21 protein-coding genes are annotated in these 22748 nt (G+C 46.7%); 8 read left to right on the forward strand and 13 right to left on the reverse strand.

Features of this window, described 5'->3' with window-relative positions; genetic code table 11:
- Positions 1–138: 138 nt before the first annotated feature.
- Together BLW49_RS16460 and BLW49_RS16465 are read left to right on the forward strand one after the other, a co-directional pair.
- Positions 139–672, forward strand: a complete 534-nt coding sequence (locus BLW49_RS16460) for an RNA polymerase sigma factor (protein ID WP_256209793.1) — start codon at positions 139–141, stop codon at positions 670–672.
- Positions 659–1783, forward strand: coding sequence for a DUF4179 domain-containing protein (locus BLW49_RS16465; protein WP_090725624.1), 1125 nt, complete (start codon positions 659–661; stop codon positions 1781–1783). The genes BLW49_RS16460 and BLW49_RS16465 overlap by 14 nt, the downstream gene beginning before the upstream one ends.
- Before the next feature lie 104 nt (positions 1784–1887).
- On the opposite strand, the gene BLW49_RS16470 is transcribed toward BLW49_RS16465, so the two are convergent.
- Entirely contained in the window at positions 1888–2124 is a 237-nt protein-coding gene (locus tag BLW49_RS16470; protein ID WP_076314712.1) for a DUF6953 family protein, read from the reverse strand.
- A gap of 292 nt (positions 2125–2416) precedes the next feature.
- On the opposite strand from BLW49_RS16470, the gene BLW49_RS16475 reads away from it, so the two are divergent.
- A complete protein-coding gene (locus BLW49_RS16475; RefSeq protein ID WP_047911532.1) occupies positions 2417–3277 on the forward strand; it encodes a YitT family protein in 861 nt (286 codons plus the stop codon).
- A 57-nt stretch (positions 3278–3334) separates the two neighbouring features.
- Here the strand turns inward: BLW49_RS16475 and BLW49_RS16480 are convergent, their stop codons facing one another.
- From BLW49_RS16480 to BLW49_RS16490, 3 genes are all read right to left on the reverse strand, one after another.
- Positions 3335–4681 (reverse strand): amino acid permease, encoded by a 1347-nt coding sequence (locus BLW49_RS16480; protein WP_090725626.1) that lies wholly within the window; start codon positions 4679–4681, stop codon positions 3335–3337.
- 238 nt (positions 4682–4919) lie between these two features.
- Positions 4920–5402, reverse strand: a complete 483-nt coding sequence (locus tag BLW49_RS16485) for a DUF456 domain-containing protein (protein ID WP_076314714.1) — start codon at positions 5400–5402, stop codon at positions 4920–4922.
- 126 nt (positions 5403–5528) lie between these two features.
- The gene (locus tag BLW49_RS16490; protein ID WP_090725627.1) at positions 5529–5996 is read right to left on the reverse strand and encodes a macro domain-containing protein; all 468 of its coding nucleotides are present in this window, start codon (positions 5994–5996) and stop codon (positions 5529–5531) included.
- 193 nt (positions 5997–6189) lie between these two features.
- On the opposite strand from BLW49_RS16490, the gene BLW49_RS16495 reads away from it, so the two are divergent.
- Together BLW49_RS16495 and fetB are read left to right on the forward strand one after the other, a co-directional pair.
- Positions 6190–6954, forward strand: coding sequence for an ABC transporter ATP-binding protein (locus tag BLW49_RS16495; protein WP_090725629.1), 765 nt, complete (start codon positions 6190–6192; stop codon positions 6952–6954).
- Positions 6936–7685, forward strand: a complete 750-nt coding sequence (fetB, locus tag BLW49_RS16500; RefSeq protein ID WP_090725630.1) for an ABC transporter permease — start codon at positions 6936–6938, stop codon at positions 7683–7685. Before BLW49_RS16495 ends, fetB begins: the two co-directional genes overlap by 19 nt.
- A 79-nt stretch (positions 7686–7764) precedes the next feature.
- On the opposite strand, the gene BLW49_RS16505 is transcribed toward fetB, so the two are convergent.
- From BLW49_RS16505 to BLW49_RS16525, 5 genes are all read right to left on the reverse strand, one after another.
- Positions 7765–10965 (reverse strand): glycerophosphodiester phosphodiesterase family protein, encoded by a 3201-nt coding sequence (locus BLW49_RS16505; RefSeq protein WP_090725632.1) that lies wholly within the window; start codon positions 10963–10965, stop codon positions 7765–7767.
- Positions 10966–11443: 478 nt separating this feature from the next.
- On the reverse strand, positions 11444–12487 hold the full coding sequence (locus BLW49_RS16510; protein WP_090725633.1) for an LCP family protein: 1044 nt from the start codon (positions 12485–12487) through the stop codon (positions 11444–11446).
- 283 nt (positions 12488–12770) lie between these two features.
- Complete coding sequence (locus BLW49_RS16515) at positions 12771–15170, reverse strand: carbohydrate-binding domain-containing protein (protein ID WP_256209795.1); 2400 nt, start codon at positions 15168–15170, stop codon at positions 12771–12773.
- A 253-nt stretch (positions 15171–15423) separates the two neighbouring features.
- The gene (locus tag BLW49_RS16520; RefSeq protein WP_047911525.1) at positions 15424–16110 is read right to left on the reverse strand and encodes a DUF4956 domain-containing protein; all 687 of its coding nucleotides are present in this window, start codon (positions 16108–16110) and stop codon (positions 15424–15426) included.
- Positions 16103–16846 carry a polyphosphate polymerase domain-containing protein gene (locus tag BLW49_RS16525; RefSeq protein ID WP_076314722.1) on the reverse strand — a complete coding sequence of 248 codons (744 nt, stop codon included), beginning with the start codon at positions 16844–16846 and terminating at the stop codon, positions 16103–16105. Before BLW49_RS16525 ends, BLW49_RS16520 begins: the two co-directional genes overlap by 8 nt.
- 294 nt (positions 16847–17140) lie before the next feature.
- Here BLW49_RS16525 and BLW49_RS16530 point away from each other — a divergent pair, with 294 nt between their 5' ends.
- The 3 genes from BLW49_RS16530 (at position 17141) to BLW49_RS16540 (ending at position 19519) form a co-directional block, all read left to right on the forward strand.
- Positions 17141–17818 (forward strand): response regulator transcription factor, encoded by a 678-nt coding sequence (locus tag BLW49_RS16530; RefSeq protein WP_090725636.1) that lies wholly within the window; start codon positions 17141–17143, stop codon positions 17816–17818.
- Entirely contained in the window at positions 17818–19089 is a 1272-nt protein-coding gene (locus BLW49_RS16535; protein WP_090725638.1) for a sensor histidine kinase, read from the forward strand. Before BLW49_RS16530 ends, BLW49_RS16535 begins: the two co-directional genes overlap by 1 nt.
- 154 nt (positions 19090–19243) lie before the next feature.
- Positions 19244–19519, forward strand: a complete 276-nt coding sequence (locus BLW49_RS16540; protein WP_090725639.1) for a WXG100 family type VII secretion target — start codon at positions 19244–19246, stop codon at positions 19517–19519.
- Positions 19520–19678: 159 nt separating this feature from the next.
- Here BLW49_RS16540 and BLW49_RS16545 read toward each other — a convergent pair whose 3' ends face one another.
- The 4 genes from BLW49_RS16545 to BLW49_RS16560 are packed head-to-tail and all read right to left on the reverse strand — an operon-like array spanning position 19679 to position 22516.
- Positions 19679–19945: a DUF4176 domain-containing protein gene (locus BLW49_RS16545; RefSeq protein ID WP_090725641.1), complete on the reverse strand. Its 267-nt coding sequence runs from the start codon at positions 19943–19945 to the stop codon at positions 19679–19681.
- A gap of 17 nt (positions 19946–19962) precedes the next feature.
- Positions 19963–20697 (reverse strand): hypothetical protein, encoded by a 735-nt coding sequence (locus BLW49_RS16550; RefSeq protein ID WP_256209796.1) that lies wholly within the window; start codon positions 20695–20697, stop codon positions 19963–19965.
- Positions 20698–21660, reverse strand: a complete 963-nt coding sequence (locus BLW49_RS29250) for a WXG100 family type VII secretion target (protein ID WP_256209797.1) — start codon at positions 21658–21660, stop codon at positions 20698–20700.
- A gap of 31 nt (positions 21661–21691) precedes the next feature.
- On the reverse strand, positions 21692–22516 hold the full coding sequence (locus BLW49_RS16560) for a hypothetical protein (RefSeq protein ID WP_090725642.1): 825 nt from the start codon (positions 22514–22516) through the stop codon (positions 21692–21694).
- Between the last annotated feature and the right edge of the window lie 232 nt (positions 22517–22748).

The following is a 22748-nucleotide window of genomic DNA, read 5'->3' on the forward strand; positions in this document are numbered from 1 at the left end:
CCATGAGACGTGCCATGTCGCACGTCTTTCCTGCTTCCAGATGTCGTCGGATAATAAAAAACAATAAAATTGTGACCACGGATCATGGTCGCCAGTCTAATTAATATCAAGACAAAAACAACGAAAGGAGCAAACGTTGTGGAGATAGCAGTTCTAGCCGCGAAGGCAGCAAAAGGCGATTCCGATGCTTTTGTTCAGCTCGTACAGCAATTGGAAGGATCACTGTATTATATGGCAAGATCCTTGCTGGGCAAGGAAGAAGATGTTGCAGATGCTCTGCAGGAAACGATATTAAAAGCCTTTAAATCCATAGGCACTTTACGAGAACCGAAATTTTTCAAGACATGGCTCTTCCGAATTCTGATTAATGAATGTAACAATATTGGTTCCAAACGCTCCCGTACGATCGCTTACGCCGAAATACCAACCACAGCTGCTTCGATGGGCGGCTACGAAATGGTCGATCTAAGAGAGTCCGTTGAACGGCTTGAGGAGCCCCAGCGCACTGTAGTTATTCTTCATTATTTTGAAGACCTCCCACTCCGTCAGGTAGCTGAGGTTCTCAGCATTTCAGAGAGCGCCGTCAAGATGCGGCTGTCGAGAGCAAGGCAAGCGTTGAAGCACAGTTTACCCAATATCCAAGAAGGGAAGATAAACTATGGCAGCATTTAATATGGAGAAAGAACTTAACAAGGTTGACGTGAGCAATACGGAGATCTCACCCCTGGTCCGGGCAAGGCTCGATGAGACCTATGCCTCTCTGACAGTACAGAAGCAGCATACGACACGGAGGAGATCCTCCACCCTGCGCCGGGCCGTATTAACAGCGGCAGCTGCGGGTATATTGGGTGTCGGGGTGTTCGCTTCCGGCTTCATATCTCCCGTGATGGCAGCTTCCATTAAGAGTATTCCCATTATCGGAAGCCTCTTCAGCATCATTGAGACAGACAGCGGCCTTCGTGCCGGTGGAGAGCTCGGACTTGCAACTAACGTTAACGATGCCGTGTCTTATGAGGATGTAAAGCTCGAAGTCACAGAGACGCTGTATGACGGCACACGAGCGGCTTTTATTGTGAATGTAACTGCACCGAATTTGGATAACGGAACCTATGATAATGGCAGGAAGACGATGAAGCTTAGCAATGCGATTGAGAATGTAACTCTATCCATTAATGGCAAGACTGAGGGGGAAGCCGCTTCTGTATTAGAAGGAGGACTCTTCTACGGAGGTGCGGGTGAGGCGCATCCGAATACGCTTGTATTCGAGCAAGTGCTGAGTCCAACAGATACGAACAGCTTACCAGACCGCTTTACCTCGAAGGTCAGCATCAAGCTGGATGGAATAGATCATGAGTTCAACGTGGATGTCCCTTTTGAGAAGAACAATGTAGAAACCATCGCGCTTAATCCTAATACTGCCATGACGAAAGAGGATCTTACCTTTGGCGTTGCAAATGTTTCCGTATCCCCTATTACGACCCGTTTGACCACATCCATAGCACTTAATAGTGCCAGCTCATTGACTCAGCGTGAGGAAGAGCGTTTACGTGAGATTGGGATCGCGGTCTATGATGATCAAGGCAGACAGCTGACCGCATTGTCCGGGGATGGAGTATATGAGGGTAACCGTCTTATTTTTGACCGGCGCTATGCAACTACCACGGGTGAGAGCAAGTACCTCATCATTAAACCTTTTATAATTAAGGATGACTTTGCAGAGGATGTGCAGGAAGATCAGTTCATTGCAGGACTGGAAACCAAGATTGACCTGTCGGGGAACTGAGAAAGTAACTGTTGCTCTAAAATAACAGAGTTATATAGAAAACAGACTGCGATATGCAGTCTGTTTTCTTGTGTTTTGTGTTTTGTGTTCTGTATTCTGGATTCTTACGTCCAAGCCCAGAGAAATCCATCCCGATCCCAGGCAATTCTTCCTTTATGCAGCTTACGAAATGCCTTCTTCACTTCCTTCTCCAAGGAAGCATTTCCATTCTCATTCACATATACAAACTCTTCTCCAAAGTGCTCTCGTACATATTCAATCGCCTCTGTCTGATAGAGATTCCCTTTGAACCGGATCGTCTCTACCATCCATTCAGCAACCTGCTGTGGTGTATATTCCATATATTTTGATTTCTCCTTGAGCTGCCACTTATTTTATCCCATACGACTTCACGACATTAATCCTACACATCATGTATATTTCTTATGATGAACTTTCCTTTGCTTAGACATTCGTGATAAAATTAAAAGATGTGCCATTTGATACATATACAATTGAGAATGATACAGGATGCTCCTATTTTAATCCATCATCTCCTGTAAATAAAGATTTTGCGTCAATCTAGATCTTCTACAGATGAAATGGCAGGATGCAAAATCCTTAAATATATAAAAAACAAAAAGGGAGAGTTAAATGAAGAAGCACGGATTGCTGGAACATATTCGCAAGATCATTATGATTATTATCGGTGCGGTCATCACTGCTTACGGGCTGGAAGCCGTACTCATTCCTAACGATGTTATCGACGGTGGTGTGACAGGTCTCAGTATCATGGGATCCTCTCTGTTCGGACTTCCGCTTGGCGTATTCCTCTTCGTCTTGAATATTCCTTTTGTCTATCTCGGCTATAAGCAGGTCGGTAAGACCTTTGCCTTAATGAGTGTTGTCGGGATTGTTGCTCTGTCTATATCTACGGTGGTTCTGCATCATGTGGATACGATTCTGGGACCAGAGGACCCGCTCCTCGTTGTCCTGTCTGGCGGAATGCTGCTCGGGATCGGGATCGGGATTGTACTGCGTAACGGGGGTGCGCTGGATGGCTCTGAGGTACTGGCTGTTCTCGTATCACGCAAGATCCCTTTCTCTGTCGGAGATATTATTCTATTCCTTAACGCCTTCGTCTTCATTGCGGCAAGCTTCGTGTACAGTCTGGAAAGTGCATTGTACTCTGCTCTGACCTACTACATTGCGAAGAATGTGATCGATATCATCCAGGTCGGTCTGGAAAAATCCAAATCGGTACGTATTGTCAGTCAAAAATCGGTGGAGATCGGGGATACCATCCAATCCCGCCTGGGGCGGAACGTAACCTATACCCCTGGCCGGGGCGGCTTCTCTAATGAACAATCAGAAATCCTTAACTGTGTTATCAACCGTATGGAAGAGAACAAGCTGCTGACCATCGTCAAAGACATTGACGAAAGTGCCTTTGTTGTCATCTCGGATGTATCCGAGGTTCGCGGCGGCAACTTCAAGAAACGAGACATTCACTAGTATACAAAATACAAAAGCCTGTCCATCAGCTCTTCAGCTGTTAGACAGGCTTTATTGTTATTTCGTAGCCGGTTTACGGAACTTCACGATCGATGTGACGATCAATACCACCAGTACAGCTAAACAAATACTGATGCTGAAGCGGTTCTGGTCATCAATCAGGAAGCCGCACGCAATCACCGACAGGCAGATAATCGTAAAGGTCGTAATGTACGGGTAGCCCCATACCTTAAAGGACGGCTGTATAGGATACTGCTTCCGCAGCTTAAGCTGGGATGAAGCAATGCAGATCCACACGAGCAGCACAGTGAAGCCTGGCACAGCCATGAGAATCCGGAACAGCTGATCCTGGGAAATCAGCCCCAGCATGGACCCCCCGATCAAAATAACAGCACACAGCAGCAGTGTATTATAAGGACTGCCCTTGCGGCTTGTTTTGGTCAGTGCCTTCGGTGCTTCTCCTGCTGCTGCCATGGAATAGAGCATCCGGGATGCCCCGTAGATTCCCGAATTCGCGGCAGAGAGCACCGCTGTAATCAGCACGAAGTTCATAATGTGAGCAGCACCCGTAAGTCCTGTGGAGCTAAGCACCTGTACGAAGGGACTGCTCTCCGGACCAAGCTCATTCCAGGGAATGAGACCGCAGATAATGAGAATCGGCAGTGTAAAGAACAGGATGATCCGTAAAATAAAGTTGCGAACTACCTTCGGCAGAACCCGTTCTGCGTTCTCTGTCTCCGTGAGCGTCAGACCGATCATTTCCGATCCACCATAGGAGAACATGACCACTAACAGTGCAGAAAATATGGAGGTCCAGCCGTTCGGCAGAAATCCGCCATGGTCCGTATAATTGCTAAGGAATGGCGCTTCGCCGCTAGGAATGATGTCAAAGATCAGCGACACACCCAGGACAATAAAGATAATGATCATCGTCACCTTAATGCCGGCAAACCAAAATTCAAACTCTCCAAAGGTACCGACACTAAGTAAATTAATAAAGATCACGATCGCCGCACAGCCCAAGCTGAGCATCCACAGCGGCACATCCGCAAACCAATATTGTAAGAAGCTGCCCGCCGCGATAATCTCGATCACGCATACAGCCAGCCACATGAAACAGTACATCCAGCCCATAATAAACGAGACTCTCTCGCCAAAAGCTTCCCTTACAAAATCCCTCATGTTGCGATTTGGATAGACCGTAGCCATCTCAGCCATGGCCGTCATTACGACGAGAAGCAGCAAGCCCGCGATAATATAGGTGAAGATAACGCCTGGTCCTGCAAGACCAATCGTTTCCGAGCTTCCCTTGAAGATGCCGGTACCAATGACACCGCCCATCGCCATCAGGCTGATATGTCTAGGCTTCAGCTTCTTCTGTAATGATCCTTCTGTATTTCCCATTCGTATCCTCCCTGATGCATTTCATGCTAGTCATTTTATTTACGTTACACACACGTACACGTATGTATTCTTGCAAATGTATTTCTCAGTATATCCTATTCTTCAACTGGAAGCACTCAGAAATCCCCTGCTTACCATAATCTGCAACCCTGTACTTCCCCGCCTCCAATTATAAAAAAACAAGAGACGCCTTGAGCGCCCCTTGCTTGAAAGTCCCTATATCCTGTTGCTATCCGCCCTATATGATCGCATCGAGAATGAACCATACGATCATGAGCAGCTGAATAAGGATTTTGGCAATGCTTCCTCCGAGGAATCCAATGATGGTTGCAAAGCCGACTTTGACCGATTTCGAAGCATCCTTGTGAATGATAAATTCGGTTACCAGCACGGCTAGGAACGGCACAAGCAGAATCCCGAAAGGCGGAAGGATGAACGAGCCTACAATGGTCGCAATGGCTGCGATCGTCTCCGAGGTCTTCGATCCTCCGTACTTTTTAACGAAATAGCTGTTCGCTATGATATCCGCGGCAATAATAACGACGGTTAGTATCGCCATACTAACCCAGAACCACCAGGACAGCTCCTCTGAATTAATGAGGAATTGATAAATGGCGAAGCCACCCCATATGGCCAGAACAGACGGAATGATCGGATACACAATGCCGACGAAGCTAAGTATGAATAATACAATAATTAAGGTCCACCACAAAAAATCCATCTATGTACCTCCCTTAGAACCTATGTTTATCTTAGTTTATGCCATTTAAGTCTATTTTAAAAATAGTCCCAAGACGGTTTCTGGGCTAGACCTCCGTCCAGGATGAATACAGAACGAGTTCCCGCATCAACCCTTCTCCTCCATATCCACGATTGAGTACAAGGTTACGGGATAGTTATTAAATACCCTCTGAAGCATTCGGTATACCTCATTCCAATCCGTCCCATTACGATCCGCACCTATCCTGTAAGGCAGCGCAATAGAGAGATCCCGGGCTTCTGCGTAGATGCGAAGCTCAGTCAACGCCTGCTCCAGTGCCTTGATGCTTGTCAGCTTTTTTCGAAAAAAGCTCTTCTTATAATGCTTCTGTCCAAACAGGTTCGCTATGTACTTATCCTTCGTCTTCACAATCTGCATCTGCCCAAGCGGAGAAATCTCACTGTTCGTCAGTGAAATATAGGCGGCATAAACTTCAGGGTATTCATCTCTGATCTGTTTGGATATTCCGCTGCGCATGACCCCCATACAATTCACCTGGTGACCAATAATGTCTTCTGCAGCCTTAAGGAGCTCGCCCTTCTCGAATGTAATCATCCTTTTACTCTCCTGTTTAAAATAATAAACATGGTTTGATATAAATGAACCAAGTGCTATATATATCGGAATAGCAGCCCTATCGGCTTAATGTTCAGGCATTATATCATCAGCCGAAGCTCCTATTCCCCTCTCCTGATCTCATTTGTTAAGATGAATAGGTTAGAAGAACGGCTGAAAGGAGTCTATGGTCATGTCTCATTTCTTGGACATTCAAGGTTTGACTAAATATATCGGCACATCAACCCAAACGATGCTGTTCTCGGGCGTCGAGGCTCAGGTGGAGCAGGGCGAACGCATCGCTGTCATCGGCGCTTCAGGACAGGGCAAGAGCACACTGCTCCGAATACTGTCGTTACTGGATCGTCCTGATGAAGGGGAAATGGAGTGGAAGGGTGTTTCTTACCTGCGCTGTGATCCGCGATGGTGGAGAATGAAGATTACTTATGTCCCACAGCATCCCGTGATGCTGCCCGGCAGTGTTGAGGATAACCTCAGAATGGTTCATTCCCTGCATAAAGTCCCCTACGACCAAGCTCTTGCACGGCGCCTGCTGGAGAGAAGCGGCCTGTCTGCACTGGATATACACAAGCGGGCCTCTGATCTGTCTGGCGGCGAGAAGCAGCGGATCGCACTCCTCCGCTCAATGATGCTGCGTCCGGAGGCATTGCTGCTGGATGAAGTCACTGCATCACTGGATCCGGCAAATGCAGTTCTTGTGGAACAGCTGCTGACGGCATGGAGTGATCAAGAAGGAACGACTTTGATCTGGGTGACACATGATTTGGAGCAGGCCCGCTCATTCAGCACGACGACCTGGTATATGGGCAGCCATACCCTTCTCGAACGTCAGCCGACAAAACTGTTCTTCTCTCGGCCTGATACCGAATCGGCCCGCCGCTTCATTACCCAATCTATGGATTCAGATAAGGAGGAGCTATGTCCTTCCTTGCTCTAAGTTTCACCATTGTATTTGTCATGGTGACGATGCTGATCTCCGTCTGGCAAAAGCTCGATTTGGAGAAGGATATAGCTATTGGAACCATACGATCAGCCATACAGCTGCTTGCTGTCGGCTACATCCTGCAGTTTATTTTCCATACCGAGCATCCTGCGCTGATTCTGCTCATCGTTACCTTTATGATCACGGTCGCTTCAATGAATGCAGGCAAGCGTGGACAAGGCATTCGGGGTGTCCGCTGGAAGATCGCCTTGTCCATACTGACAACAGAGCTGCTCATGATGGGCTTGCTTCTCGGACTGAACATCATTGAGCCGACGCCGAGGTATATTATTCCCATCAGCGGAATGACGATTGGCAATGCCATGGTCGTATCCGGCTTGTTCCTTAACCATATGAAACGTGAAATGGAGACCTCCAAAGGCGAGATTGAAACTCTGCTTGCTCTTGGCGCTGCGCCCAAACGGGCGATTCAGGATGCACTTAAGCGTTCCGTTAAATCCAGCATGATTCCAACCATCGATGGCATGAAGACGGTAGGTATCGTCCAGCTTCCAGGGATGATGACAGGAATGATCATCGCAGGTGCAGATCCGATCGAGGCTGTCCGGTATCAGATTCTGATCGTATTTGCGTTCACAAGCTCAGCTGCAATCACCAGCATCTTGCTCAGCCAGCTCACCTATCGTGAATGGTTTACTTCAGACATGCGTCTTCGCGATCTGTGATCTGCTTGTATTATTAATGACAGCAAAAAACGAAGGCTTTCGCCGTTAGACCTGGCGATAAGCCTTCGCTTATTAGATATTAATTGACTTTCACATTGTTCTTCAGGCTGACATTGCCGGCTTTATCTTCTGCGTATACTGTCAACACGTCACCTTTTTTCGAGTTCTTTAATGATACTGAAAATTCCCCTTTTCTATTCACCGATGCTTTTCCAACCAACTTTTTGCCGTTGTACACATAGACGGTAGTGTCTGACTCGGCCTTTCCACTCATCTTTTTTATGGTGATTTCATTAACTTCCGGCATGGATGGTGGTGTTTTATCGATAATCTTGATTTTCTCAAGTGAACTCGTATTCCCCCCTTGGTCAACGGCATAAACAGATAGCTCTGTGCCTGCCTTTTGTGCTGGGATATTTATAGAGAAGTTACCTTCGCTATTCGTTATTGCTTCACCTAATACGGTTTTCCCTGCTTTCACATACACAGTAGATCCAGCCTCTGCTGTACCACTCACCGTGGTTGAATTGTCTGCAACAGGGTTTACTTTAGGTTTTGCAGGAGGTTTGTTATCCGCTTTAACCGCAATCGTTATGGGTTGTGTATAAATGTGGTATGACTTGTCTACTGATACTTGTTGTGTATAACGCAGCATCGCATGAACTGTTCCTTCCGCTTGAGCAGTTACCACATTCCCATTAACTTCAACTATATCTTCTCCATCAATAACAACAATTTCAGGCGCAATATCCTTGGTCTGACGATCATAGGTTTCAATCATTGCCTTGATTTCGGTGCTTTCACCTGCATTTAGTTTGAACTCGGCTTGCTTCGGCGTAATACGGGATGCCCACTCAGAAGCCCAATGAGCATAATCCGTTGTTAATCCATAGATACCAAGTAAAAAGTGATCTGTAAACAGCGCCTCATCTCTGTACGTCCACGGCCATACGGTCACACCACGGTGTTTAGCCGCTTCCAAAAAGTTTACACCTAATCCGCCATAGCTTGTATTAAAGGTAGAATTCAAATTTTGAACGGTATTTAAAGTAGAACGTAAGGATGGGTACACGTCTGTTTCATTTGCAATTCCGCTCGTTAAGTAGCCGATAGACATGCCCGGCATCTGCTCAGCTAATAATAGCAATTGAGATGCATTAAATGAGATCACAGATACTTGATTCTCTACGCCTATTTCTTCAATAAGGGATACCAATTTATCAATGATGGCTGGATTACCGGTTTTGATCTCAACAATGTGCTCGACATCTTTTTTGCCTTTAAATTCTTCAAAAAATTGTCTCAGTGTTGGAATCCTTGCGTCAGGATAAGCTTCTGGAAATTGATCATTCGCAAGAAATTGTTCCAATTCTGCAAGAGTATAACTTTCCACTTTTCCGGTTCCATTGGTTGTCCGATCAATCGTTTCATCATGCATGATGACGATATGTCCGTCTTTGGACAGATAAATATCGTTTTCAATATGAGTTGCACCTTTTTCATAAGACAGCTTGGCGCCTTCCAATGTATTCTCCGGTGCAAGTCCAGGTATCCCCCGATGAGCAAAAATAAACGGTGTTCGAGCAAGGGTCACATTCTCATCATAAAAGGATAAAGCGTTAACTGCTTCTTTATACTGATCCGTAACCATTCCGTTCGTGCCCGATGTAATCATGCGGTGAATATCTACATTTGTTGCAGCTGTGTTGGAGTCTTCTTCCACCCATACCGTCATTAATTTTTTCTGTAGGTAGGAGATATTTTCGATACTTCCTGCACTTTCCGGCAAGAGCACAATTTTCGCTAAATGGCTGTTGGTTGTCCTCCGAATGTCCATCAATTGTTCTTCGCTGAGTTCACCCGAAACAGGATATTCAATAATACCGCGAATAATAGGATAAGCTTCTCTTGTCTTCTTCACCAGCTCCGGACGATCAGACAGTACAAAGGCATCCTCAAGGTCAATACTCTTCAAATAATCTGTTAAAGGAACAATCGTAGCTTCTTCTTCAATCGCGAAGGCTGGAATTACGGTCTGATCCAATGTTTCTATCACTGATCCGAGCTCATCAATAACGCTCCCTGCTTCATCTGTTACTTGCAGGCGGCTGTTGACATGGAGAATGGCTGTGGCCGGACGCGTGCCTTCCACTATAGATTGCAGATCTTCACTTGAATCTACTTCTGTAACGATTGTCGGTGCAAGGGAAATGTTCGTTTCCGGTTCTTCAACATGAGTGAAGTTATCACCGGGCTGGACTACCTCAGGCAACGCCTCTGTGTGGAGTGTTACTTTGATATTATCCACCTTTGTTAAACTACCAGCGGCTTGGAATCCAATTCTTCCGGTTGAATAATGGGTTGCAAGATCTGTATCAATGAGTAATTCATCATTTATTAATTCCTGCACTCTGTTACCTTGAGCAATCACTGTATATCGGTACATTTGATCTGCAGCGATTGCCTCACTGAATGAATTTTTGGCAGCAACGTTCCATGCGTTTTCTGGAGTTCTTTCTGCAAATTCAACCCCGTTCGCTGCTGTTGCATTTTGACGGACAGCCATTTGATAGTAAGGGTAGCTATGGTTCTGAACACGGTACATGATTGAATGCCAACGGCTGTTATCATTTGCAGCTAGGTGGCTAACATCTGCTTCTATTTTATAATTACCGAACAAGCCCAAATATTCGGGAAGTAGTACGCCTTTGCCCCCACTGTTATTGCCTCTTCCATCAATTTCAAGGGCTCCGGACTTCACACTAATCTCTTCATCGGTTGTACTGCTAAGCTTAGACCAATCCTGAGGGATACCTCCATCTGCATGGTCATTAAAATCTTCTTCATAGAGGACATATTCTTCCTCATCCTCTCCTTTAACTACCAGAAGTACATTAGCAGAAGCTCCTTCTCTTGTAACCGTTAATGGATAAACCCCATTTTGATGGGCAGTCATCGTATCTTCTGTGATCTCTATTGCATCACGATTCGAAGTCCAGGTTAGCTTGTCCCCAGTAATCTGTTCCTCGGTCAAGTCATCGTAGGCTGCATTCAATATAATACTATTTAAGGAAATTGCTTGTCCGCTTGTGGCTAACACATAACCTTTTTCATGGGCTAAAGACTTTATGGCTGCTTGCCCATTCACTTCTTGTACTTCTGGATTCTGATAAACCGCTTCGCTAACCGTAGCTGCGTTTGCATTGATCGTATGATATGGCAATGTACTAAATAATAGTGTGAAACTGAAGGGTACAAGAAAGTACATCCGCTTCTTCATCAAATTCTCTCCTCTAATAAGATTATTCTTCGGATCTTTTCATTTATTTGACTGTCATTCTAGATGAATTTTTGTAATCTCCCTCCCCTTTTTCTATATGGAACGTGTAAGCATGTAACGAGCTTCACAGTAATGCTAGCAATCTTATGTAAACAGCCATGTATTATCTTGTAAATGAGGAAAAGATAGGATTTATGTAATAGGGATACCCCATTGTCTTAGTTTCAGATGTCCAAACTTAGAGGTAGCAAGTGCTTATAATCACAGAAGAATAGAAGAATTAAATACACTTGGACTGATGTTCGCAGGAGGGCCCCAATACCATTTAATTAACATCTTGAATAATTAGTACTTTAGATTTATTTACCAACAATTTACAAAACATAAGTATCCTGCATTTGTCAGTAAATAGAAAAAGCCTGCGGTTCCCGCAGGCTAGGGTTGCTCAAGGCAAGTGTTAACCACCTTTATCATATATCTAATAAGTGACCTTCTCACTCGATTCCTCTAGACTCATGTCGTTATCGTCTATCCTATTCTCAGGCACTTCCTCCGTTTGAGCATCCGCAGGCTTCAGCACATCCTGTACGTAGCTCTTGAGCTCCTCCTCGTCTCTAACTGTAAGAACCGCTGCTCCGCCAATTCTTTCTTCCTTGAGCAGGCTCATCGGCGGAATCTGTTCGCTGCCTTGGAGCGTACTCTGGTATCCGAGCGAGGCCAGCTTCCAAATATCATTAAGGGACAGATTCGTATCTATATAAGGGTTGATCTCATTTAATATGGACGGAAGCTTGGCGATGGAGGAGGAAGTCAGCATTTTGTCCGCTATCGCCTTCAACAGCTCCCGTTGACGCTCCGTTCTAGCGAAATCTGACATGGCATCATGCCGAAATCTTACATACATGAGCGCTTTCTCTCCATCCAAATGCTGAATTCCTTGCTTCAGATCGATATCATATTGATGATTATCCGCCTTGCTGACGTAATACAGATCCTTCTCTACTTCAAAATCCACTCCACCTAGAGCGTCCACGAGCTTGATGAAGCCCTGAAAATCAGTGTACACATAATATTGCACCGGAATGCCGAGCAGATCGCTCGCTGCCTGCATCGCAACATTCGGACCATGGGTGATGGCCGTATTAATTCGATTGTTGTTATAGCCCGGAATTTCAACATAAGTATCCCGCATGAGCGAGAACAGGGAGATCTTCTTCGCTTCAGGGTCAAGAGAGGCTACCAGCATAGCATCTGAGCGAGGAATCTCTCCCTCCTTCATGCCTCTGGCATCCACGCCCATAATAAGAATATTGACGACCTCATCACCTTCCCATACGGGCGGCTCGATCGTCTGCTCCTGATCAATATGCTCTATATTATGAAATGGGGAGCTTTCTCCTTCCTTTTGCAAGCCTTGAAGCTCCTTCACTATTGAAGAGACGTAGACTCCTCCGAGAGCAATGGCACAAACAACGATACAGAGAATAATTGTCAGCGTAAAACGCTTTGTTCTTCTGGTCATAGATTTGCTGTTCCTTTCACAACGGGGATAAGCTATTTTTGTTTAACTTACAAGATGAACAATTTCATCTTACCAAAGGATCAAATTGATTCTTACTTACTATATTGTAAGATCACGATCAAACCTTTCATTTAGCACGGCCTCTTCTCGAAGAAAAACAGCTTAACACCACTGCATGAAATAAGCCCAGGCATCTCCATCACTTCCGGAGTTGCCTGGGCTGTGTACACCACCCGTATGCTATTTACAATCGTTTTTTTGGCTATCGCCTGTTTAAGATAATCTATCTTCTGCCGCCGCCAAAGCCGCCGTTCACATTCCCTGTTGTTACGCCTGACTCATTCAGCCATGTGGTAGCTGTTTCCCCAAGCTCGAACGACACGACCTCGCTTCCGCCTTCGTAATTACCTGTCTTATACCATCCGCCTGTAACGTCTTCACTGGAGCTTCCTCCGGAATAGAGGGTGTAGGTCTTTCCTTTCTCCAGATCCGGTGAGCTAATGACGACAAACTGATAATCCTTGGACGGTTCAAAAGTCACGATCGTGTTGCCTTCACTGTCTTCTAGATGAACCAACGTTCCTGCAGCCTGTGTTTCAGGATAAGTCATCGCAATCGAGAGCTGAGTGGATTCATCAGATAATGCCTGTGCCATACCTGATGTGCCGGCTCCGATCAAGTAACCCCCGCTCATGTCAAATGTGCTGCCATAATCCAGTGTGCCATTTCCGTTATTGGTTGGACCATTTACGATCACGGTACCATCCGTCATTGTAATGGAACCATTGGCGTCAATCCCATCACCGCCGGCATCGACGGTGAGAAGTCCGCCAGAGATAGTCAGCTTCGCATTCTGATTGCCTTCCATTCCACCGCCGAATCCACCGCCGCCAAAGCCGCCTTGCGGCGGAGTTCCGCTTGGCATCTCGCCATCAGCTGGAGGCTCCGGCATCTCACCATCCGCTGGCCGCTGCGGCATTTCGCCATTCGCAGGAGCATCCGGTCGTTCGCCCGCTGCAGGCGCTTGTTCACTTGTTGTACCCTGTGCTTCATCCGCTGCAGAGGAAGCTTCTGGAGTTCCGGATGCAGAAGCATCCGCTTCACCTGCGGTTGTTCCTGCTGCTTCGGATGTTTCTGTTGTTTCCGCAGCGGCGTCTGTTGTATCGGTCGTCGTATCTGTACCGGACGCATTCACTCCATCATCGGAGGAAACTACATGTGTCTTGCCACCGGAGATCGTAATGTCTGCTCCTTCCAGTCCTTCATAGCTTGCGGTAATGTCCATTGTTCCGCCAGAGATGGATAGCAGAAGGTCCGCATGCACCGCATCATCGCCCGCCGCAATACTGAACTCTCCACCTGTGATCGAAATATTTTGATTACTGTGAACCGCATCATCAGCTGAGTCCATCGTAAATGTTCCGCCATTGATGACCATATCCCCGCCTGCTTTGACCCCTTTTGCACTCGTCGATTCTTCCTCAGCGGCTGTTGTATCCTCTGCATTGTCAGCATCTGCAGTGGAGGCGGCTGTGTCCGTTGTTGTACTTGCCGGCGTGCTTGTTGCTGCTGCCGTGACCACCGTACTGGCCGTATTCGTGCTGGTTGTATTCGCTGTGCCTGCTTCATCTGTATTGTTGCTTGCTTCATCTGATGGATTCGCTGTATCCGAAGGCGCTGCAGGTGCAGACTCTCGGTTCCATTCCCCTCGCATCATGCCGCCGTTGCCATTCATTCTTCCTTGTCCCATTGGATTACTCTCGGTCTTCACCTCAGCGTTCGTACTGCCGCCGCCAGTGACAAGGTTATACGTACCGCCATTAATCAGCAGTGATTTCTCCGATTGAATTCCGTCATTCTCAGCTTCTATCTTAAAAGTACCGCCAGCGATCGCGATGATCCCTTTGTCCTCATCTTCATCATTGGTCGATTTCATGCCGTCTCCACCGGCCTTGATCGTCACGGTACCGTTCTCGGCAGCCAGCCGGTCACGACCTACGATCCCGTCATCCTCGGCATGGATGTCGATGGTGCCTTCTACTAACTTCAAGTCGTCCTTGCTCGTGATTCCATCTTTATAGTTAGCGGTGATGGATAAGCTGCCTGTACCGTTGATGCTCAGATCATTTTTGGCAAAAACAGCCGCACTCGGCTCATCACTTGCTTCGTCCTCATAAACATATGTTTTGCCATCCGTCACTTTATTTTCAGTTCCATCCTCCAGTGTGATGACGGTCTTTCCCGCACCTTTGCTGTAAATCGCCGCACTGTCGCTGTCTGTAATATCGACACCGTTCAGAACCAAGCGCACCAGCTCTTCCTCTGCCGTATCCACGATGATCTGCCCATCACTGAGCGTTCCGCTGAGTACATAGGTACCCGGGCTCGTAATGGTCACAGATCCTTCGACAGCTTCTGCACCCGTTCCGCTAATCTGAGCGTCTGTTCCATTCAGCTCAATCATTACTGCATTCTCTGCACTCCATTCGGTGTTACGGTCCTCCTCATCGAAGGTAATCATATCCTCCAGCTTCAAGCTCGCCAGCTCGGCTGTAGCCTCACTCGCTGTACTTGCTTCGGCTGTTCCTGTATCGTCGGTCGCTGACGCATCACTGCATGCTGTCATCAGGGCCGCACATAAGAATACGACGCTAAGTCTGTTCGCTATGCTTGTCTTTTTCATTTTATTCATCCTTTCAGGGCGCTCGGAAATTGAATTAATTGGTGTGCGGCTTGCTTCCGTTTGTACCGCTCGGTTTTTGGCTGTCTCTCTCCGGTTGGCTTCGCCAAAAGTCGTTCGTCATCCAAAAACCTCGCTTAGTTACGTATGCAAAAACACAACAAATTCAAATTCCTCGCTAAGTATTTTGGGCTCAAATTTCATTTCATTTGAAATTTGAGCTGATTATATGGTCACTCATAACGGAGTGGATACATTAATACTCTGAGGTCGTAGGGCTCATCGTCAGGGAAAGATCCAGATTACCATTACGGCATCGGATTTCGTCCAGGAATTCTTTTTGGTTAGTAAGCTGATTCATCGTCACGCCGTACACGAGTTCATACAAGCTGCCCAGCTCGGTTGTTCTGATCTTTTTCAGCTCATATTGTACGTTGTATTTCTGGAACACCTCGTCAAAGGCATCATCGTAGCTCAAATTCTCAGGAATCGTGATTTTAAGTGTTCTTTGCAATGTTTTTCTTGCACCGAAGTTAAATTTACTCAGGACGAACATCAGGATACACAGGATCAGGGTGAATAACACCGCATACCCGAAGGCTCCCACACCACAGGCAAGACCCGCTGCCATCGTAAACAGGACAAAAGCAATATCCTTCGGATCTCCCGGCGCACTTCGAAACCGGATGATGGAGAACGCTCCCGCCAAGCTAAACGCACGTGCAATATTACTGCCAATCAGCAGAATAATAATGGCCACAATGGCCGGTAAGATGACCATAGTCAAGGAAAAGCTCTGGGTATACCCGTTTGTGTTCGTCTTCATATAGGTAAGACTGATGATGCCGCCTAACAAAATGGCGATGAGAATACTGAGCACCGTGCTCATAAATGTAAGTTCTGTCGTTGTGTCTGTAGCTGCGTTTAATAGGGAATCAAGCATAAAGCATACTCTCCTGTTTCTGTTTTTCGTTTTTGATCATTTTTTTGTATTCATTGCCGTATTTGGAGAAACTCGTCCGATACAGCTGATGCTCTGAGAGCAGGACCGACAGCCACATAGGCACTGTTTTTTCGGCCTTCACTTCCATGAGCCATTGGCCTTCATCCAGCAGCTGCTCGCCGTAATCTCCGTTCTCCAATTTCAAGTCATAGCGTCTTGTGCGAATATTGGTATCAAACGTAATTCGAAGATCGCGGCTGTCTTTGCAAAAGAGTGCTTTTCTGTCATATGACAGGTACAGCTTAGGTGCCAAATCGTACCTCCGCAGGAAATAGCTTATTTCGTTCACGACTTGGGCGTTCATGTAATCCTTCAGCTCCGGTGCCTGTCCGGTACGGACAAATTCGTACGCCTCATCCAGCTTGAGCGCGGTTCTACGCTTGTTGACCAGGCCGAACACCTTCTTCTTGATCTCGAGATACACCTTCGCGTCCTTGCCCGGAACACCGTAGGCTCTGAGTCTGAGCTTTTCCTTATACTTGGGCTTCGCCAGGCTCGCTCTGATCAATGAATCATGTGCTGTGTCGAAGTACAGATTACTTATGGAATAAAATTCATGCTGCTTGTTATATTCATCGGGTTCCATATATTCCATGAGATCGAGATACAGCCTCCGGTACGAGTTGCTGTCGAGCAAATATTTGCTCTCATAGCGGTTAAATACCTCTATAGCCATGTGCTTCAGATCCTTTCTCTGTTGTGGTAAGTCTCTTGTGGTGATGTATGTATCGTAAGCTCTCAACCTTTAATGAATCTTAAATGCATTTAACATTTCGAGAATCTTTTTTACACTGCGTTTACAATCCTGATCTCTAATTAAGAAGCTTCATATAATAGGCACTAATTATTGATCTGAAAGTTATCCATTCGTATGATGGTAGAATAAACAGCTTAAGGTTGGTTAAAGGTACTCCTGCTATACTAGGCCTATTCAAACCTACAGATAATCCATACAGAGGATGAAAAAGCGATGAGAATATTAATTGTGGAAGACGAGCTTCATCTGGCAGAGGCGCTCTCCCAAATCTTAAAAAAACAAAACTATTCCGTAGATATGGTCCATGACGGCAGAAGCGGACTTGATTATACACTCAGCGGGATCTATGATCTGCTGCTGCTTGATATTATGATGCCGGAAATGGATGGGATCAGTGTCCTGAAGGAAATTCGCAGAGAAGGACTGTCCACCCCCGTCATCCTGCTGACGGCCAAAGGCGAGATTGATGACAAAATTACCGGGCTGGATTATGGTGCCGACGACTACGTTGCCAAGCCCTTCTCCTCCGGAGAGCTGCTGGCCCGGATCAGAGCCGTGCTACGGCGAAAGAGCGAGGTTATGCCAGAGGAAGGCCTGAAATTCGGAGACATGGAGCTGAACACTTCTACGCTGAAGCTTTCGGTTAACGGAAAGGAAATGAAGCTAAACTTGAAGGAAAATGAGCTATTGGAGCTGCTAATGGTAAGGAAGCAGTCGATTACCTCCAAGGAGCAGATTATTGAGAAGCTATGGGGCTTTGACTCTGATGTCGAGCACAACAATGTAGAGGTATATATCTCTTTTTTGCGTAAGAAGCTGAACTTCCTGAATTCTGCCGTCCGCATCAGTACCGTTCGAGGCGTTGGGTATGTGTTAGAGGTGAATACCTGATGTTTACCAAGCTTAGAAACCGGTTCCTGATCTTGAATCTCGTCATCATCTCGATCATTATGCTGGTTGCTTTTACCTCCATTTATACGATTACGTATCGGGATGTTCAGCGAAATATTCATATGGAGCTGAATAAAGTAACGGATTCCTACACCCGGGACTTTGATCTTCCGCACGGAGATCGTCCAGGTGCAGATCTGAATATGGGAGGACCGGACGATGGTGAGTTCGGATTCGAAGGAGCACCACCCAAGCGCTCGATCTCTTTCATGCTGGAGACAGATCCTAACCTTACGATTACAGGTCGTGAGACTACACTTGAACTGGAGGAGACGTTCTATCCGCTTGCTCTGGATGCAGCCGTTGCGGAGAACAAAGCGAGTGGACAATTTGAACTGGATGGGAGTCACTGGACTTTTGAGATTCTTCAGACCAGCACAGGCTACATGCTCGTATTTCTCGATACCAGCTCACAGCAGGTTATCCTGACGAATCTGATCTATACCTTCGCGATTGTTGCACTCGTGATGCTGATCGTCATCTTCTTTACGAGCCGCTTCTTTGCCAACCGGTCCATTACACCGATTCAGGAGGCCTTTGACAAGCAGAAGCAGTTCATCGCCGACGCCTCTCATGAGTTAAAGACACCACTGACCATTATCAATACCAATACGGATGTTCTGCTGGCTAACAGTGAGGATCAGATCCGCAACCAGGAAAAATGGCTGTATTATATCAAGTCCGAAACGGAACGTATGACCAGACTGACCAATGATCTTCTATACCTGACGGAGATGGATGATTCTCGTTCGGGTATCCTGTATACGAAATTTGATATGAGCGAGGCGGTCGAAAATATCCTGTTAACGATGGAAGCCGTTATGTTCGAGAAGCAGGTTCACCTCAGCTATGAGATCGAACCCGGTCTTCAGGTGACCGGAGCGAGTGAACAGCTTAAGCAAGTGGTCATGATTCTGCTCGATAATGCCGTCAAATACACGAATGAGGGCGGTTCGGTTCATCTCTCTTTGAAAAAACAACAGCATGAGGTTGTCTTGTCCGTCACGAATACCGGTGAAGGTATTGCTCCTGAGCATTTGTCGCGAATATTCGACCGTTTCTATCGGACAGATTCCGGGAGAGCGCGCAAGCAAGGTGGGTACGGACTAGGTCTCGCCATTGCGAAGTCGATTGTGGAGCAGCACAAGGGCAGGATTTATGCCAAGAGCACCGTAGGTGAATCGACCACATTTTATGTGCATATCTCTTAGCATTCATGCTATGGCTTAGCAAATAAACATTTAACTTGCTTAAGGATTCATCACGTAAATGACCGATATCTTTCCTTGAGAAAATATTCCATATATAATGGGGTAAGATCAGTACATTCGAACTTCATATGTGGAGACGAAGGAGGGAATACGTATGGATCAGCGGATCAACCTCTACCCAGAGGAGCTGCAGCAGATTTCGCGGCAGTTCACTCAGGCATCCCAGAATGGACAAACGGTGGTGCAGCAGCTGAACAAGATGATTCTTGAATCGGAGGGTCAGTGGGAAGGCGAGCGGCAGCGGGAATTTCTCCAGCGGATTCAGGAGAGTCTCACCTCCGTCCGATCCTACTTGAGTGGGTTGCAGGAGACAGGTACGCAGCTGCAGCAGACGGCAGTTCGTTTTCAAAATGCGGACCAATGCAGATAAGGCTTCAGAAGCATAAAAAAAACCATGAGCTTCGGCAGAATAATGCCGTTGACTCATGGTTTTTTGCATACCTTAAAATCGTTGATAAAGTCTACTGCTTTGAGCACACTTCCAGCTAACTCATTATTCCTCCCAGCCTTTGCTGGATACAGGTAACCTCTAAGCCTCTTTTAAACGTGCAGAGAACTGCTCCTCCTCTTGATCCACAAATCCCATGAATACGATCTCCTCAATATCCTCATGATTGAAACCGTACGTATAATCCGGATTGATGTAGCCTTCCGGGTACAGGCATCCGATATAGTCAAAAGTCCGCGGAGGCTCGGTCATCATAATCTGCTTGCGTCCGTAAATCACTAACTTCTTGGACCCTTCCTTCAGTCGGACGATGGAGCCGTTAGGGAGCAGTGTTTCTGAATTGTTCATTGTTAGGTATACCTCCTTTAACCATGCTGAGCAGGCTGCTGATCTCCATTCGGAGCGCTGCTTCCTAGATGAATTCGTCTAATCCAATAGTACCGATGGAGCTCCATGATGAAATGAAACAGTACAAAAGCAAGCATCGAGTACACACACATCAGTACAATCACAACCGTGTTCTCACTCACAAACATCAATGACAGGTTCGCGAGCAGATATCCGAGTCCGGCGATCATCGTTAACGGCAGCAGACGCATCCCCTTGCGTTCTTCCTGCTGCTTCTTCTCTGGTATCCGGAGCTTCCGCAGATGAGAACGCACATAGTGATACAGCGCAAATCCATAAACGGCAAAAGAACCAATCGCATACCATGGTGTCGTTAACTCTAAGCTGCTATATGCAAACTTCTGCGTAGCCAGCATCAGACCAAGTGATGCTACAGTACCGAACACGCCCCTGAACAGAATATAGTTCAGCTGCAGCTTCCGGGGAGCTGCTATCAACGCAAGTGCCCAACCATTCATGACAGCAAGCGGCGGAAACAACAGATAAGCATAAAGCGGTTCATATGGTGCGCTTAAGATGGGAATAATCAAGAACACGTTTAAGAAAAAAAGCACGAGAATACCGGCATTTAGCCGAATGGTGCTTACCGGATACAGTGAGAGATACATCTCAAACTTTTTCCAGTCATAGTCTGTTCCTTCCCAGGTACGGATCTGAGTCTGAGACTTATGCAGCTTACTATGCTTCGCCATCTATTTAAACCAGCCCGATACGGTAGACCAGGCTTCTTTCGCTCCATGCTTAACAACATCCTTCAAGGAGTCGTCCTGTCCATCCTTGTCGAGATCCATGTCCATCTTAATGCCCTCGGCAAGATACGTCAGTCCCACGGATACACCAAGTCCAACAGCCCCGACGGCTAGGACAGGTGCTGCCGCAGGCATCACTGCTGCTGTCAGCAGTGTAGCTCCAACCGTTGTTGCTCCCCCGACGACGACATTGCCGATAATATCTCCGGCTACCTTGTCTGTTGAAGCATTGTTTGCAAGATTTTCTTTGGTATCGGTAAACACATCAATACCGACGCTTGCCCAGCCCAGCTTATCCTTCAGCGCTGCCTTGGCTCCGTACATCGGATCGGCCATGGAATAGATCTCTTTAATTTTGGGAGAGGCGGTTCCATTCGCAATCTTAGCTTCCATATCACGTAAATAATAAATCTTGTAGTTTCTAGGTCTTCCGTTAACCACGGGATTATTCCGAACCGAATCATAGTTGTCGCGAACGAGAATTCTCGGGCTTCTCCGATCCAGCTGCTGTCTGACCATGTATCCGTTATGTACCTTATATCCGAGCCGCGCCACTGCAGCTGCCCCCATGACAGTTCCCGTTATATTCCCCAGACCGTCAATTGGCGCCATAGGATTAAACCCCGTTATCCCAATACCGCCGCCTGACTGATCCTCCTGTTCAAACTGCTGACGAGTCGTATTCACAAAATTGGACAGCTCCTGCATATTCTGAGCGGCTGTCTGGAAATTGCGCTGATGCGCCTGATACATCCCTATGATGGCCTCACGGTTGCCTGTCTGCCAGGCCGCGCCATTCAGCGCATTCATCAGTGCAGTATCCACCTGTGTCAGCTGCTGTGCTACCTGCTCCAGCTGCTGAACCAGCGTGTTCAGATACGCCGATGTCATTACAATCCGAGTCATGCTTCTCCTCCTCTAGATCTGCTCCAATCTTTTAATTTGGCGTAAGAGCAGACAGTGTACGTGTCGTTATCAGATATACGGTCTGTATAAATTCGGGCTCCGTTACCGGATATCCTTGTGCGAGATCCCGCTCTGCATCCTGAATGAATAGCCAGTTTCCCTGTGGGCTTCCTATATAATAAACAGTTGCCGAACGAAGCTCTGTTCCGCGAATGACTGCCTCGAATGTTCCCTGCTGCCGGGCCGAAGCACAGGCTTCCATCAATGCGGGGAATAACGGAGAAGAAGCTTGCGCTATTTGATCATTCTCTAGAATAGATTGCAGCATCGTGTCATCTGGATGGCTCAGCTGATAGACCAGCCGATTCAGCGTCTCCCTCTCCATAGATATTCGTCCGCTTTGTTCTTCCACATCAGGCAGCAACAGATTATCCCCCATACGGGAGACGAATGTCTCAAGTCCTTCCTCAAGCGCAGTAAGCAGCACTTCTCCTGTCTCTGAACTCCACTTCATCTCAATTACCTGAGTTCCAGATATAAATCCATATGTGATAGAAGATTGACCCTGAGCTGTGCAGGCTCTAAGAATCGTCACTGCACTGCTGTATTTGCAGCTGTTTAACAACTCCAGCAGGACAACGTCAAGGATGATCTCTCTGCCCTCCATAGCGAGCAGCCCTGCATCCTCCAAGCCCTTTGCGATTGGAGCGTAGCGTTGTTCCGGCGGGATTTCTTTTCCTCGCTCCTCATTTCCTTCATATATCTTAAACCATGCTTCTCCTTCTGGTATATCCATGAGCTGGAACAAAAACGCCGCCTCGGCAGCGGTTAATTGGACTGTATATGATGATGACAACCATTCGTCCTCCTTCTATAGCAAATGCAGCTTCAATTTATTGTAGGGTGATTTAGAGCAGGACTCAATCACTCCTTACGCCCATGTCCTGCGTCCTATATTTTTAAATAGATACACATTTAGGAAATCCTTGAATCGATGTGCATATAAAAAAACGCAGATATCTTCTGTCAGTGCCTTACAGCGGCGTCCTGTCATTAGAAGATATCTGCGTTTATAGTTTTGTATTGCT

The sequence above is a fragment of the Paenibacillus sp. PDC88 genome, from assembly GCF_900106725.1.
Classification (GTDB): domain Bacteria; phylum Bacillota; class Bacilli; order Paenibacillales; family Paenibacillaceae; genus Paenibacillus; species Paenibacillus shunpengii.